The 14,127-nt window shown below is 71.1% G+C and carries 10 protein-coding genes and 3 pseudogenes; 2 read left to right on the top strand and 11 right to left on the bottom strand.

The window, feature by feature from the left end:
* From I59_RS13310 to I59_RS22915, 11 genes and pseudogenes are all read right to left on the bottom strand, one after another.
* Positions 1-1,010: pseudogene (locus tag I59_RS13310) on the bottom strand (class I tRNA ligase family protein); the annotation flags it as partial.
* A gap of 61 nt (positions 1,011-1,071) precedes the next feature.
* Positions 1,072-2,760: a thiol reductant ABC exporter subunit CydC gene (gene cydC / locus I59_RS13305; protein WP_031273804.1), complete on the bottom strand. Its 1,689-nt coding sequence runs from the start codon at positions 2,758-2,760 to the stop codon at positions 1,072-1,074.
* A complete protein-coding gene (locus I59_RS23550; RefSeq protein ID WP_261976577.1) occupies positions 2,757-3,320 on the bottom strand; it encodes an ATP-binding cassette domain-containing protein in 564 nt (187 codons plus the stop codon). Before I59_RS23550 ends, cydC begins: the two co-directional genes overlap by 4 nt.
* Positions 3,321-3,624: 304 nt before the next feature.
* Positions 3,625-4,413: pseudogene (locus I59_RS23545) on the bottom strand (ABC transporter transmembrane domain-containing protein); the annotation flags it as partial.
* 26 nt (positions 4,414-4,439) lie between these two features.
* Positions 4,440-5,444 carry a cytochrome d ubiquinol oxidase subunit II gene (cydB, locus tag I59_RS13295; RefSeq protein WP_022904289.1) on the bottom strand — a complete coding sequence of 335 codons (1,005 nt, stop codon included), beginning with the start codon at positions 5,442-5,444 and terminating at the stop codon, positions 4,440-4,442.
* Between the two features lies 1 nt (position 5,445).
* Positions 5,446-6,856, bottom strand: a pseudogene (locus I59_RS20010) (cytochrome ubiquinol oxidase subunit I).
* 279 nt (positions 6,857-7,135) lie between these two features.
* Positions 7,136-8,056 carry an ABC transporter substrate-binding protein gene (locus I59_RS13285; RefSeq protein WP_022904284.1) on the bottom strand — a complete coding sequence of 307 codons (921 nt, stop codon included), beginning with the start codon at positions 8,054-8,056 and terminating at the stop codon, positions 7,136-7,138.
* Positions 8,053-8,781 (bottom strand): ABC transporter permease, encoded by a 729-nt coding sequence (locus tag I59_RS13280; protein ID WP_022904283.1) that lies wholly within the window; start codon positions 8,779-8,781, stop codon positions 8,053-8,055. The genes I59_RS13285 and I59_RS13280 overlap by 4 nt, the downstream gene beginning before the upstream one ends.
* Complete coding sequence (locus I59_RS13275; RefSeq protein ID WP_022904282.1) at positions 8,778-9,494, bottom strand: ABC transporter permease; 717 nt, start codon at positions 9,492-9,494, stop codon at positions 8,778-8,780. Before I59_RS13275 ends, I59_RS13280 begins: the two co-directional genes overlap by 4 nt.
* On the bottom strand, positions 9,491-10,405 hold the full coding sequence (locus tag I59_RS13270; RefSeq protein WP_022904281.1) for an ABC transporter ATP-binding protein: 915 nt from the start codon (positions 10,403-10,405) through the stop codon (positions 9,491-9,493). Before I59_RS13270 ends, I59_RS13275 begins: the two co-directional genes overlap by 4 nt.
* A gap of 183 nt (positions 10,406-10,588) precedes the next feature.
* Positions 10,589-11,236 carry a TetR/AcrR family transcriptional regulator gene (locus I59_RS22915; RefSeq protein WP_022904280.1) on the bottom strand — a complete coding sequence of 216 codons (648 nt, stop codon included), beginning with the start codon at positions 11,234-11,236 and terminating at the stop codon, positions 10,589-10,591.
* Between the two features lie 245 nt (positions 11,237-11,481).
* On the opposite strand from I59_RS22915, the gene I59_RS13260 reads away from it, so the two are divergent.
* Both I59_RS13260 and I59_RS13255 read left to right on the top strand, forming a co-directional pair.
* Positions 11,482-12,531, top strand: coding sequence for an App1 family protein (locus tag I59_RS13260; protein ID WP_022904279.1), 1,050 nt, complete (start codon positions 11,482-11,484; stop codon positions 12,529-12,531).
* 71 nt (positions 12,532-12,602) lie between these two features.
* Positions 12,603-14,127 (top strand): glycoside hydrolase family 15 protein (locus I59_RS13255; protein WP_022904278.1); only part of this gene is annotated, 1,525 nt, incomplete at its 3' end.

Below are 14,127 nucleotides of genomic sequence, written 5' to 3'. Positions count from 1 at the left end.
GCCCCAGATGGGCAGGCGCTCCCCCGTCAGCGGGTGGATCGCGGAGCGTCCGAGCGGCACGCCGTCTTCGGGCGGTCGGCGTTCTGCCGGTCGATCTCCGAGGTCTTCTGCGTCGCGACGAGGTACGCATCGAAGTCCGCACGGACGGAGGCGGACGCGGAGGCCACCAGCGACGCGGCCAGGTCCGAGTCGGGCGCCACGACCAGGAACGTCACCCCGTGGATCGTGTCCGGGCGCGTGGTGAACACCGTGACGGGCTCGTCCCGCCCCTCGATGACGAAGTCGACGTCGGCGCCGACCGACCGACCGATCCAGTTGCGCTGCTGCGCGATGACCTTCGCCGGCCACCGCCCCTCGAGCTGGTTGAGGTCGTCGAGCAGCCGGTCCGCGTACTCCGTGATCTTGAAGTACCACTGCGTCAGCTTCTTCTTGACGACGACGGCGCCCGAGCGGTCGGAGGTGCCGTCGGGCAGCACCTGCTCGTTCGCGAGCACGGTCTGGTCCACCGGGTCCCAGTTGACCCAGCTGTCCTTCCGGTACGCCAGGCCCTTCTCGTACATCTTGAGGAACAGCCACTGGTTCCACTTGTAGTACTCGGGGTCCGAGGTGTGGATCTCGGTCGTCCAGTCGAACGACGGCGCGTAGCGCTTGAAGGACGCCTTCTGCTGCTCGATGTTCGCGTAGGTCCACTCCTTGGGGTCGACCCCGCGCTTGATCGCCGCGTTCTCCGCCGGCAGGCCGAAGGAGTCCCAGCCGATCGGGTGCAGCACGTTGAAGCCCTGCTGCCGCCAGTAGCGCGCGACGAAGTCACCGAGCGCCCAGTTCTCCGCGTGCCCCATGTGCAGGTCGCCGGACGGGTACGGGAACATCTCGAGGATGTACTTCCGCGGCCGCGTGTCGTCGAGGTCCGTGGTGAAGAGCCCGAGCTCTTCCCAGCGGGGCTGCCACTTCTCCTGGAGTCGACGGAAGTCGTAGGCGTTCGGGTCCTCGGCGTACTGCTCGGTGGTCACGGTCACCAAGATTACAAGGCCTGGAGGCCCGGCTCGGCCCCGTGACGTCGGCTGCGGCCCGTCATGCGCTGACGAGTCGTCCGTCCCGCATCCGCAGGGTGCGGTCGACGAGGTCGACCGGCACGGGCACGTGCGAGACGATCACCACGGTCCGCCCGGCCCGCCGAGCGGCACCGACGAGGTCACGCAGCAGCGCCTCGGCGAGGTCGGGGTCGATGTCCGCGGTCGGCTCGTCGAGGACGAGCACCGGGAACGCGTGCAGCAGCGCACGGGCCAGCGCGAGCCGGTGCGCCTGCCCGCCGGACACGAGGACGCCGCGCTCCCCCACGCCGGCGTCGAGCCCGCCCCGCCCGACGACCCACGGACCGAGCCCGACCCGGTCGAGGACGTCGAGCAGCTCCTCGTCGGTCGCGGTGTCGCGTGCGAACAGCAGGTTCTGCCGGACCGACTGGTCGAACACGAACGGGTCCTGCTCGATGAGGCCGATGCGTGCGCGGACCGCGTCGGGGTGCATGTCGCGCGCTTCGACGCCGTCGATCGCGTACGAGCCGCGGTGGTCGACGAACCGCACGAGCGCGTCCACGAGCGTCGACTTGCCGGCGCCGCTCGGCCCCTCGAGCACGACGACCTCGCCGGGGAGCAGGTCGAGCGACACCCCGGACACGGCGTCGACGCTCGCGCCGGGCCAACGCACCGACAGGTCACGGACGGAGACCGACACGGCGCCGTCCACGACGAGCGAGGCAGGGTCTGCGGGTGTGGAAGGCTCCGGCACGATCCCGGTCGGCAGCGCAGTGGGCACCACGGCCTCGACCCGGTCGGCAGCGGCGCGCACCCGACGCAGTGTCAGGACCGCGAGCGGCACCCCGCCGATGACCTCGAAGAGCGCCAGCGGGACGAAGACCGCGAGCGCCCAGAGGGGTCCGTCGAGGGCCCCGGAGACCACCGCGGGTGCGCCGACCGCGAGGATCCCGACGACCGCCGCGCCGCCCAGCAGCCCGCCGAGGGCACCGACGAGGGACTCGACGGCGCCCCGACGACGCACGGCGGCGGTCACGGACCGGTCGAGCCGCGCGATGTGCGCGAGTCGCTCGTCGAGGGCGCCGTGGGCGGCGAAGACGTCGAGCGCGCGGACGGTGTCGAGCACGAGGTCCGCGACCCGGCCCCGGTCCGCTGCGGTCCGCTCGTCCGAGCGCCGCGCGACGGCGACCGTCACCACCGACCCGAGGAGCGCCGCGGCCGCGAGGGCGAGGAGGAGCACGACCGCAGCGGGCACCGAGACGAGCGCGACCGCGACGACGGACACGAGCGCCACGACCCCGGCGGACACGAGCGGCCCGACGACCCGGATCGGCAGGTCCTGCAGCCGGTCGGTGTCCGTGACGAGCCGAGTGAGGAGGTCGCCGCGTCCGGTCGCGCCGAGACCGGCGGGCGCGACCGACGAGAGTCGGCGGTACATCTCCGTCCGGACCACGGCGAGCTGGCGGAACGACGCGTCGTGACCGGCGAGGCGGTCCACGTACCGGAGGGCCGCCCGCCCGAGCGCGAACGCCCGCACCCCGACCATGACGAGCGTGAGGTAGAGGATCGGCGGGTGCTCCGCGGCACGCGTGATGAGGTAGCCGCTCGCGGCGAGCAGGGCGACCGCGCACAGCGCACTGCCCACGCCGGCCCCCACGGCCTTGCCCCACCCAGCCCCGCGCGGCAGGGCGAGCCGCAGGACGGAGTCGTGTCGTGCCTCCCGGCTCACGCCCGCGCTCCGCTCGCGGCGGTGACCGTGACGGCGCCACCGGTGCGCACGTCGATCCGCACGTCCGCCGCTGCGAGCACTGCAGGGCGGTGGCTGGCGACCACGACGACGCGGCCGTCGGCGGCGAGCCGGCGGATCGCCGCGACGACCTGCGACTCCGAGTCGGCGTCGAGTGCGGAGGTGGGCTCGTCGAGGAGGACGAGGGGGGTGTCCGCCCGACTCGCGCGGTACAGGGCGCGGGCGACGGACACGCGCTGCGCCTGTCCACCGGACAGACCGGCTCCGCCGGACCCGACCGGGAGGCCCGGGTCGACACCCAGCCCCGCCTCACGCAGCGCCGTGGTCACGGCGACGACGTCGGGGGTCGCGCTGAGCGCGACGTTCTCGGCGACGGTGCCGCCCACGAGGCGCGTCCGCTGGTCGGCCCAGGTCGTCCGCTCCGCCGCGGTCGTCCCGGCTGGACCGGGCACGGTCACGGTGCCGTCGTGCGCCACAGCGCCGCGGAGCGCAGCGATGATGCTCGACTTGCCCGATCCGCTCGGGCCCGCGAGTGCGACCACCGTGCCCGGCTCGGCACGGAGGTCGATCGGACCGATCACGACGTCCGGGCGGCGGGACCGTGACGGCGTCGAGGACGAGCGCACCAGCAAGCGGGAGCGGCGTCGGGCTCGTCGGGACGGCCGCGTCACCGTCGTCGTCGAGGACGTCCAGCACGGCCGCGGCGGCCTCGACACCGTCCTGCGCGGCGTGGAAGTCGGCACCCACCTGTCGGATCGGCGCGAAGGCCTCGGGTGCCAGGACGAGGACGAACATCGCGGCCCCGAGGCCGAGCGAGCCGTCGACGAGCCGGACCCCGATGGACACCGCGACGAGCGCGACCGCGAGGCTCGCGGCGAGCTCGAGCGCGAAACCGCTGACGAAGGAGAGCCGCAGGACGCCCATCGTGGCGCGACGGTAGCCGTCCGTGAGAGCGCCGATCCGCCCGACCTGTCGCCGTGCCCGACCGAAGACCTTCAGCGTCGCGAGGCCCTCGACCGCCTCCGTGAACGCGCCGCCGAGGGTGGCGAGGGCGTCGGACTGCCTCCGCTGCAGCGCCTGGGTCGCGAGGCCGATGAGGACCATGAACACCGGGATCACCGGCAGCGCGCACAGGACCACGATGCCGCTCGTCGGGTCGCCGAGGCCGATCGCGACGAGCAGCACCGGCGTGGCGATGGCGGTGAGGGCGAGCTGCGGCAGGAACCGGCCGAAGTACGCGTCGAGGGCGTCGAGACCCGGTCCGAGCGTCGTGGCGAACCCGGCGCTCGACCGCGCGGCCAGCCACGCCGGTCCGCGCTCGGCGGCCCGGGCGAGGACCCGCGTGCGGAGCTCGCTCTTCACGCGTGCTGCCGCCCGGGCCGCGAGGTCGTCGGTCGCCCACGCGGCGACCGCCCGGACGACGAACGCACCGCCGAGGAGCGCGAGCGCCTGCGCGAACGCGACGGGCAGGCGGCCCTCGCCGACCGCGTCGACCCCGAGCGTCACGGCAGCGGCGATCCCCCATGCGACGGCGACGGTCGCGAGCGTCCGCAGTGCCCCGGTGCCCGCGGCTGCCACGACGAAGCCGCGCGCCGTCCGCGACAGGCGCAGCAGTCGCGGGTCGAGCGGCTTCATCGTGGCTTCCTCGTGGTCGTGGGCGGCTAGTGGGCGGCCTGGGCGATGTGGGCCCGCGAGACGCGCTTGCGGAAGACCCAGTAGGTCCAGGCCTGGTAGGCGAGCACGAGCGGGACGAAGATCAGCGCGACCCAGCTCATCACGGTCAGCGTGTACGAACCGCTGCTCGCGTTGTAGACGTTCAGGCTGTTCGCCGGGTCGTTCGACGCGGGCATCACGTTCGGGAAGATCGCCGTGAACATCGCCAGCACGACCGCGGCGATCGTGATCGCCATGAGCGTGAACGCCCGCCCTTCCTTGCCCCACGCGGCGCAGAGGACCGCGAGGACGAGGGCCAGTGCCGCCACCACGGAGAGCACGAGGCTCGCCGGCGTCGCCCGGACGAACGCCATCGCGACGAGGAACGCTGCGCCGACGACGATCGTGACGATGCCCGCACGGGTCGCGAGCCGCTTGGCCCGCTCGCGGATCTCCCCCTCGGTCTTCAGCGCGACGAACACGACGCCGTGGGTGAAGAACACCAGGAGCGTGGTCAGCCCGGTGAGCAGCGCGAACGGGTTGAGCAGGTCGAAGATGGACCCGGTGTAGTTGTGGCCGGCGTCCATCGGGATGCCGCGCACGACGTTGCCGAACGCGACGCCCCAGAGGAACGACGGGAGGGCGCTGCCGACGATGATCATCAGGTCGAACCGACGCTTCCACTCGGCGTGCTTGTTCTGGTGCCGGTACTCGAACGAGACGCCGCGGGCGATGAGTGCCGCGAGGATGAGCAACAGCGCCAGGTAGAAGCCGGAGAACATCGTCGCGTACCACTCCGGGAACGCCGCGAACAGGCAGGCGCCGGCGACGATGACCCAGGTCTCGTTGAGGTCCCAGACGGGGCCGATGGTGTTGATCAGCACGCGGCGGTCGGTGTCGTCCTTGCCGAGGAAGGGCAGGGACATGCCGACACCGAAGTCGAACCCGTCGAGGACGAAGTACCCCACGAAGAACAGTCCGACGATCGCGAACCAGAGCACGGGCAGGTCCATCTCAGTACACCGTCACTTCGTGCTTGACCTCGCCGGTCTCCTCGTCGACCTCCGCCGGGGCGGCGGGGCCCTCCTGCGCGACCTTCTTGATGAGCCGGAACTCGACCACCGCGAGGGCGCCGTAGATGAGCGTGAACACGACGAGCGAGATGAGGACCTCGAGGCCGGTCACGTTCGGCGAGACACCGTCGGCCGTCTTGAGCAGCCCGAAGACGAGCCACGGCTGGCGGCCCATCTCCGTGAAGATCCAGCCCATGATCATCGCGGCCATCGGGAGCGGCATGGCCCAGGTCGCGACCCGCCACACCCAGCGCTGCTGGGGGAAGCCGCCCTTGCGGGTCAGCCAGAGCCCGACGAGCGAGACGAGGACCGCGCCCACGCCGAGGGCGATCATCCACCGGAAGGCCAATACGTGACCCAGATGATCGGCTTGTAATCGCGGCACCGTACACCTGCGAGTACTGCGCCTGCAGGTCGTTGATGCCTTCGACGGTGCCGTTGAAGGTGTGCGTCGAGAGGAACGACAGCAGGTACGGGATGCGGATCGAGAACAGCTCGTGGACCCCGTCAGGAGTACCGAGCGTGAAGATCGAGAACGAGGCGTCCTTGCCGGTCGAGGTGTTGTAGAGCGCCTCGGCCGCGGCCATCTTCATCGGCTGGGTGTCGACCATCGTGAGCCCGAGCTGGTCGCCGGTGAGGACCGTGAGGGCTCCGGAGGCGAGCATCGTCCACATGCCGAACTTCAGCGCCGGCAGCATCGTCTCGAGGTTCTGGTTGCGGGCCAGGTGCCACGCGGCGACCGCGATGATGACCGACGCGGCGACCATGAACGCGCCGAACAGGGTGTGCGGGAACGCCGCCAGCGCGACCTTGTTCGTGAGCACGGCCCAGATGTCGGTGAGCTCGGCGCGGCCCTTGGCCTCGTTGATGGCGTAGCCGACCGGGTGCTGCATGAACGCGTTCGCCGCGAGGATGAAGTACGCCGACAGCATCGTGCCGACGCTCACGCACCAGATCGTCGCGAGGTGCACCTTCTTCGGCAGGCGGTCCCAGCCGAAGATCCAGAGCCCGATGAACGCGGCCTCGAAGAAGAACGCCAGGATGCCCTCGAGCGCGAGCGGTGCGCCGAACACGTCACCGACGAAGCGCGAGTAGTTCGACCAGTTCATGCCGAACTGGAACTCCTGCACGATGCCGGTGACCACGCCCATCGCGAAGTTGATGAGGAAGATCCGGCCGAAGAACCGGGTGAGCTGCAGGTAGTGCGCCCGTCCGGTGCGCACCCAGGCGGTCTGGAACACCGCGACGACCACGGCCATGCCGATGGTCAGGGGCACGAAGAGGAAGTGGTAGATCGTCGTCAGACCGAACTGCCACCGCGACAGGATGAGCGGATCGAGGATGTCGTTCATGCGGCGTTTCCGAGCCGGGTCGCCGCGCGCTGTTGGTGCACGTCAGTTGCTTCCTGTGGAAGGGGGAACTTCTGGTGTCACAGGCCTTTGGGACACCTCCACGCTACCGCCCGGACACCTCGTTCGACAAGTTGTAGAACACTCCTCTGCACGAATGTGCAGGAGAACTGCACGGCACGGTTGTACGGAACAAGCGTGCTGCGAGGCCGGCTCGGCAAACAGCGACAGGCGCCGGGCCGAAGCCCGACGCCTGTCGTCTTTCCGGTGTGGGACGCGCTGTTACAGCAGGCCCTTCTCGGTGAGGAAGTCCTTCGCGATGGTGGACGCCTTCTCCTTGTCGGTGACGCTCTTCGCGTTGAGTTCGATGAGCGCATCGGTGGTGAGCACCTTGCTCACCTCGTCGATGTCCGCGGCCGCCTTGTCGTCGACCTTCTTCGACACCACCGGGATGACGTTCTGCGGCAGGATCAGGTTCTCGGGGTCCTTCAGCGAGACGAAGTCGTTCGCCTTGATGCTCGGGTCCGCGCTGTAGATGTCGGCGAGCTGGACGGTGCCGTCCTTGAGCGCCTTCACCGTCAGGGCGCCGCCCGAGTCCTCGATCGCCTTGAAGTCGACGTCCACGCCGTAGACCGACTTCAGCCCCTTCGGACCGTACGGTCGGGTCTGGAACTCGGAGTTCGCGCCGACGGTGAGCGTCTTCTCGACGTTCTTGAGGTCGGCGAGGCTCGTGACGTCGTTCTCCTCGGAGAACTGCTTCGTGACCGTGTAGCTGTCCTGGTCGGTCGCCTCGGCCTCGTCGAGGACTCGGAGGCCGGACGGCAGCGCCTTCTGGAGCGCCGCGTCGATCTCCGACGGGGTCTTCGCGGTGGCCTTCTTGTCGTAGTACTGCAGCAGGTTGCCGCTGTACTCGGGGATGACGTCGATCGCGCCCTTCTGGAGCTGCGGCAGGTAGATCTCACGCTGCCCGATGTTGAAGTTCCGCTTCACCTGGAAGCCGTCCTTCTCGAGGACCTGCGCGTACATCTCGGCGATGATCTCGTTCGAGTAGTACTGCTGCGACCCGATGACGATCGTCTTCGAGTCGCTGGAGCTGCTGGAGCCGCTGTCGAGCGGGTTGCTCGACGCGCAGCCGCTGAGGGCTGCCGCGACGCCCAGTGCCAGCGCTGCTGCGACGCCGGCACGGATCTTTGCTGTGATCACGATGGAGTTCCTTCCGGGATGGGATTGCGGGACCGCTCGCGCGACCCCTGGCGCCGCCGGGCCGACGGGTCGGCAGTGCCCTTCGGCACCGCCGCCCGCTGGAGTGCGGCGAACACGATCTCGAACGCGATCGCGAGTGCGATCACGAGGATGGAGGCGCCGAGCATCTCGGCGTAGTCCTGGGTCTTGAGCCCGAGGAAGAAGTAGCCGCCCAGACCACCGGCGCCCACGTAGGCGGCCAGGGTGGCGGTGGCGACGACCTGCAGCACGGCTGCTCGGATCCCGCCGATGAGGAGCGGCAGCCCGAGCGGGATCTCGACCTTCCACAGCACCTGCCAGCCGGTCATGCCCTGCGCCTTGGCGGCGTCGACGGTGACGGGTTCGACGGACTCGATGCCCGAGTACGCCCCGGCGAGCACCGACGGGATGGCCAGGATGACCAGCGCGAGGAGCGGCGCCTGCAGGCCGATCCCGAGCAGGAGGCCGAAGAGCGACAGGACGCCGAGCGTCGGCAGGGCACGGACGCCGCCGGACACCCCGATCGAGAAGCCCCGCAGACGCCCGGTGTGGCCGATCGCGTAGCCGATGGGGATCGCGATGACCGAGGCGATGAGGACCGCGAACAGCGTGATCCAGACGTGCTCCCAGAGCCGACCGGGGATGGCGTTGAGACCGGAGTAGTTCTGCGGGTCGAAGACCCACCCGAACGCGTCGCCGATGATCACGAGGCCACCTCCGCCTGCTGGAGCACCCGGCGCGCGGAGCGCTGGCTCGTCCGCGTGCGACGGGTCCACGGCATCACGAGCCGGCCGACCAGGACGAGCACGGCGTCGATCGCGAAGGCGAGCACGAGCACCATCACGATCCCGGAGATGATCTCCTCGAAGATGCCGCGCGCGAGGCCGTCGGTGAAGAGCGAGCCGAGGCTCTGGATCCCGAGGACCGCGCCCACGGTCGTCAGGGAGATCGTGGAGACCGCGACGACGCGGAGTCCGGCCAGCAGGACCGGCCCGGCCAGCGGGAGCTCGACGCGGAAGAACCGCTGCGCGGACGAGTACCCCATCGCGGTCGCGGCCGCGGCCGTCGCGCCGTCGACCGAGGTCAGCCCGTCCACCGTCGACCGGACCATGAGCGCCAGCCCGTAGATCGTCAGGCTGATGATCACGTTCACCGGGCTCGTGAGGCTCGTCCCGATGATGCCGGGCAGCGCCACGAAGAGCGCCAGCGACGGGATCGCGTAGAGCAGGCCGGCGAAGGTCACGATGCCGCTGCCGAGCCCTGCGGAGAAGCGCGAGCTGCCCGGACGCTGCAGACGGACGACGAGCCATCCGATCGGGATCGACAGCACGAACGCGATGATGATCGGCGGGATCGCGATCGCCAGGTGCGCGGTCGTCGCGTCCCCGATCGTGTCGAGGTTCGACAGGACCCAGTTCACCGGGGTCCCCCACCCTGCGCCGGAGCACCCGGGGCGGTGTCACGCGCTCCGGCCTCTGCACCCTGCGGGACGGCGGCCGCGGCGTCGACCACCTGGACCGGGCCGGTGAGGACCCCGGCGGCACGTCCGTCGCCGTCCACGACGATCGGCCCCGTCGGGGTCTGCTCGACCCGGAGCGCACGCCGGCCACGGCCCGCACCGATGAAGTTCGCGACGAAGTCGTCCGCCGGTTCGGCGAGGATCTCGGCCGGCGTGCCCTGCTGGGCGATCTCGCCGCCCTTCTTGAGGATGACGACCTGGTCGCCGAGCTTGAACGCCTCGTCGATGTCGTGGGTCACGAAGACCACCGTCTTGCCGAGTTCGCGCTGCAGGCGGATCAGTTCGTCCTGCAGGTCGTTGCGGACGAGGGGGTCGACGGCGCCGAACGGCTCGTCCATGAGCAGGATGTTCGGGTCGACCGCGAGCCCGCGCGCCACGCCGACGCGCTGCTGCTGGCCACCGGAGAGCTGCGAGGGGTAGCGGTTCGCGAACGCCCGGTCGAGGCCGACCGTGTCCATGAGCTCGAGCGCGCGCTCGCGCGCCTGCGCCTTGCCGACACCCGTCAGCAGCGGCACGGTCGCGATGTTGTCGACCACGCGGCGGTGCGGCAGGAGCCCGGCGTTCTGCATGACGTAGCCGATCCGCCGGCGGAGCTGGACCGGGTCGACCGACGCGACGTCCTCGCCGTCGATGGACACCGACCCCGACGTCGGGTCCACCATGCGGTTGATCATCCGGAGGAGGGTCGTCTTGCCGCAACCGCTCGACCCGACGAAGACCGTCGTGGTCCGGGAGGGTATGACGAGGTGGAAGTCCTCGACCGCGGTGGTGCCGTCCGGGTACGTCTTCCGTACCGACCGGAACTCGATCATGGTGGGTGCCCTTCTGTTCGGAGGTAGCCCGACTCCGCACGACAGTACCCGTGGGGACCGACAGCGGTTGCGCGGTGACGCCCCGTGTCGCCTCATGGACAGCGACGCCCGCTCGGTGGGCGCGCGCGACGACGCCCGCGTCCCTGTTCGGAGCGCGGGCGTCGTCGGACGGGTGGGGGCGGCTCAGGCGTCGCGGAGGACCGCCTCGAGGTAGGTGTGGGTCATCGCGCGGTACGCCTCGACGAGTGCCTGGTCCGGAGCGTCACGGTCGGCGTGCGCCCGCGCGAGCACGGCGTGGCCGGACTCGGCGAGCACGGTCCACGCGCGGTCGACGGCTTCGCTCTCCGGCAGACCGAAGCGCTCCCGCATCACCTGGCTGACGGCACCCCCGAGCGCGGCCATGCGGTCGTCGTCGTCCCCGGTACCGGTGTCGGCCGTGTCGCCGAACCGGATCGCCCGGAACCCGGGCTCCGTCCGGTACATGTCGGCCGTCATGTCGATGAGCGCGTCGCAACCGGCGCGCCAGTCGGCGGCACCGCTCGCGTCGAGCGCCTCGACGAACCGGGCGGCCAGGCGCTGCGTGCAGCGGATCGCCAGGGCCTCGACCACGGCGATGCGGTCCGGGAAGTAGCGGTAGACGGTCCCGATGGACGCGCCTGCCCGCTCGGCGACCATCGCCGTCGTCAGCCGCTCGAACCCGATCTCGTCGATGACCGCGGCCGCGGCGTCGAGGAGGCCGGCGAGGCGCGCCGAACTGCGGGCTTGGACCGGCTCGTTCCTGAGCAGTGATGATCCCCCCGGCAGTGCGTTCGATACCTCGGTGACGAGCACGTGTACTCCTTCTCGCGTCCTCGACGCGTCCCGCCCGCGGCAGGCGCGTGGCGCGTTGTGTTTCACCGTCCACACGACACGTGGGCGGTGGTGTCCCCGCAACTCTCGCAGACTCCGTCTGGAACTCGGCTGCGACTCTCCCAATCCTGCATGAGCATCCTCGGGTCGCCCGGGGCGGCGCGCCCGGGTCGTCCGCGCCGAGCACCCGCGGGTCCGAGGTCGCCCCGGCGTGGAATGATGGGGCGATGCCCGACCCGACGCCCCACGAGCCGTCGCTGGCCGAGCCGATCCTCCACCGGGCGGCACGGATCGAGGACGCCGTGCAGGAGTTCCGCGAGCAGCGCGCGCGCCGCCGCGGACTCGTGCCGACCGTGATCCCCTACACCGGCTACGGTGCACCCGGCTGGGTGCGGGTCCTCGCCCGCGTGCTCCTCACCCGCCGCGGGCTCGCCTCCGACGCCTCCTACGTCGGGGTCCGCGGGTGGAAGAGCTTCACGAGCGTCGCGGTCGACTCCGCCGAGGTCACCGTCACCGCCGGGGGCCGGAGTCACGTCGTGCAGTCCGACCGCGGCGGGGTCGTCGACGCCATCGTGCCGATCGACCTCGAGCCCGGGTGGCGCACGATCAAGCTCTCCGCGGGCGGTTCCCGCGACGTCGAGGCGGACGTGTTCGTCGTGCACCCCGACACGCGGTTCGGGCTGCTGTCCGACATCGACGACACGGTGATGGTCACGAGCCTCCCCCGTCCGATGCTCGCCGCGTGGAACTCGTTCGTCCTCACCGAGCACGCCCGCCGGCCCGTCCCGGGCATGTCCGTGCTCTACGAACGCGTCCTGGCGCAGCACTCGGGCGCACCGACGGTGTACCTGTCGACCGGCGCCTGGAACGTCGCCCCGACGCTGCAGCGGTTCCTCACGCGCAACATGTACCCGACCGGCACGCTGCTGCTCACCGACTGGGGTCCGACGCACGACCGCTTCTTCCGGAGCGGGCAGCTGCACAAGCAGGAGAACCTGCGCCGCCTCGCCCGGGACTTCCCCGACGTCCAGTGGCTGCTCGTCGGCGACGACGGCCAGCACGACGAGTCGCTGTACGGCGACTTCGCACGGGAGCACCCGGAGAACGTCGCCGGCGTCGCGATCCGGCAGCTCTCCACGAGCGAGGCCGTCCTCGCCGGTGGCCGTTCCCGGGCACAGGAGCGGTCCCGGGACTCGGCGGCGCCGTGGGTGTTCGCCCCCGACGGCGCCGGCCTCTGGACCGAACTCCAGCGGGTCGGGCTGCTCGACGACCACTGACGACCCGGTGCCCGACTGAGGACCTCCTCAGCGCAGCCTCCCCGGGGCGGCCGCGTGGTTCGATCGGGATCATGCACTCTGCGCGCATCGAGGACCACGCCCTCATCGGCGACACCTACACCGCGGCGCTCGTCACGCGGGACGGCACGGTCGACTGGGCCTGCCTCCCCCGCTTCGACAGCCCGTCGACCTTCGCGGCCCTGCTCGGCTCGGCCGAGCACGGCGGCTGGTCCCTCCGTCCGACCGACCCGGACGCGACGTCGCACCGTCGGTACGTCGGCGACTCACTGGTCCTCTCGACGGTCTGGACGACGAGCTCGGGCGTGGTCGAGGTCACCGACTTCATGCCGATCGGTGCCCACCGGGCCGCGATCGTCCGGCGCGTCCGGGGCCTCCGCGGATCCGTCGACGTGGAGCAGGTCCTCACCATCCGGTTCGACTACGCCCGGGCGCTCCCCTGGGTCCGCCAGATCGGCGGCGACGACGACCCCGCGCTCCTCGCGACCGCGGGTCCCGGCTCGGTGATCGTCCGCGGACCCCGGTTCCACGCGCGGGACCACAGCCACACCGCGACGGCGACCGTGCGAGACGGCGAAGTCATCGACACCGTGCTGACCTGGTACCCGTCGCACCGGGAACCGCCGGCACCGATGGACGTGACGGAGGCGCTGCACCGCACGACCCGGTGGTGGGAGGACTGGATGGCCCCGGTGCGCACCCACGGCCGCTACGTCGACGCCACGCGTCGCTCGCTGCTGCTGCTGCGGGCCATGACCCACGCGGAGACCGGCGGGGTCGTCGCCGCCGCGACCACGAGCCTCCCGGAGGACCCGGGCGGCGAACGGAACTGGGACTACCGGTACGTCTGGCTCCGCGACGCCTCGCTCGCGCTGGCGTCCCTCATCGCCCACGGCTACCGGGACGAGGCGACCCACTGGCGCGGGTGGCTCCTCCGGGCGATCGCGGGCGACCCCGCGGACGTGCAGATCATGTACGGCGTCGCCGGCGAGCGCGAACTCCCGGAGCGGACGCTCGAGAACCTGCCCGGGTACGCGCACTCGACGCCGGTGCGCGTCGGCAACGGCGCGTACACGCAGTACCAGGGCGACGTGTTCGGCGAGGTCCTCGCCGCGCTGCACGACGCCCGAGAGCTCGGCGTCGAGGAGAACGCTGACTCCTGGGCGCTGCAACGAGCCCTGCTCGGCTACGTCGAGGAGCACTGGCAGGAGCCCGACAACGGGATCTGGGAGATGCGCGGCCCACGTCGCCACTTCACGCACTCCCGGGCGATGATCTGGGCGGCGTTCGACCGCGGCGTCGCGGCCGTCGAGGAGTTCGGCCTCGAGGGCCCCGTCGACCGGTGGCGCACGCTGCGCGACCAGGTGCGGGCCGAGATCGAGGAGCACGGTTGGAACGCCGAACGCGGCTCCTACCGGCAGCACTACGACACCGACGAGGTCGACGCGAGCCTCCTGGTGCTGCCGCAGATCGGCTACATCAAGGCCGACGACCCGCAGATGACCGGCACCGTGGCCGCGATCGAGCAGGACCTCCGCACCGGCGACGACGGCCTGTGCTCCGCTNCGGACTCCGCCG

This window comes from Curtobacterium sp. B8, assembly GCF_000333315.1.
Taxonomy (GTDB): Bacteria; Actinomycetota; Actinomycetes; order Actinomycetales; family Microbacteriaceae; genus Curtobacterium; species Curtobacterium luteum.
The sequence above is the reverse complement of the archived record's forward strand: the minus strand, read 5'-3'. Positions and strand labels throughout refer to the sequence as shown.

What these genes read in the sequence shown, in the direction of transcription:
- cydB (WP_022904289.1), bottom strand. Translation starts at nt 5,444, where the DNA reads ATGGACCTGCCCGTGCTCTGGTTCGCGATCGTCGGACTGTTCTTCGTG.
- I59_RS13270 (WP_022904281.1), bottom strand. Translation starts at nt 10,405, where the DNA reads ATGATCGAGTTCCGGTCGGTACGGAAGACGTACCCGGACGGCACCACC.
- I59_RS13260 (WP_022904279.1), top strand. Translation starts at nt 11,482, where the DNA reads ATGCCCGACCCGACGCCCCACGAGCCGTCGCTGGCCGAGCCGATCCTC.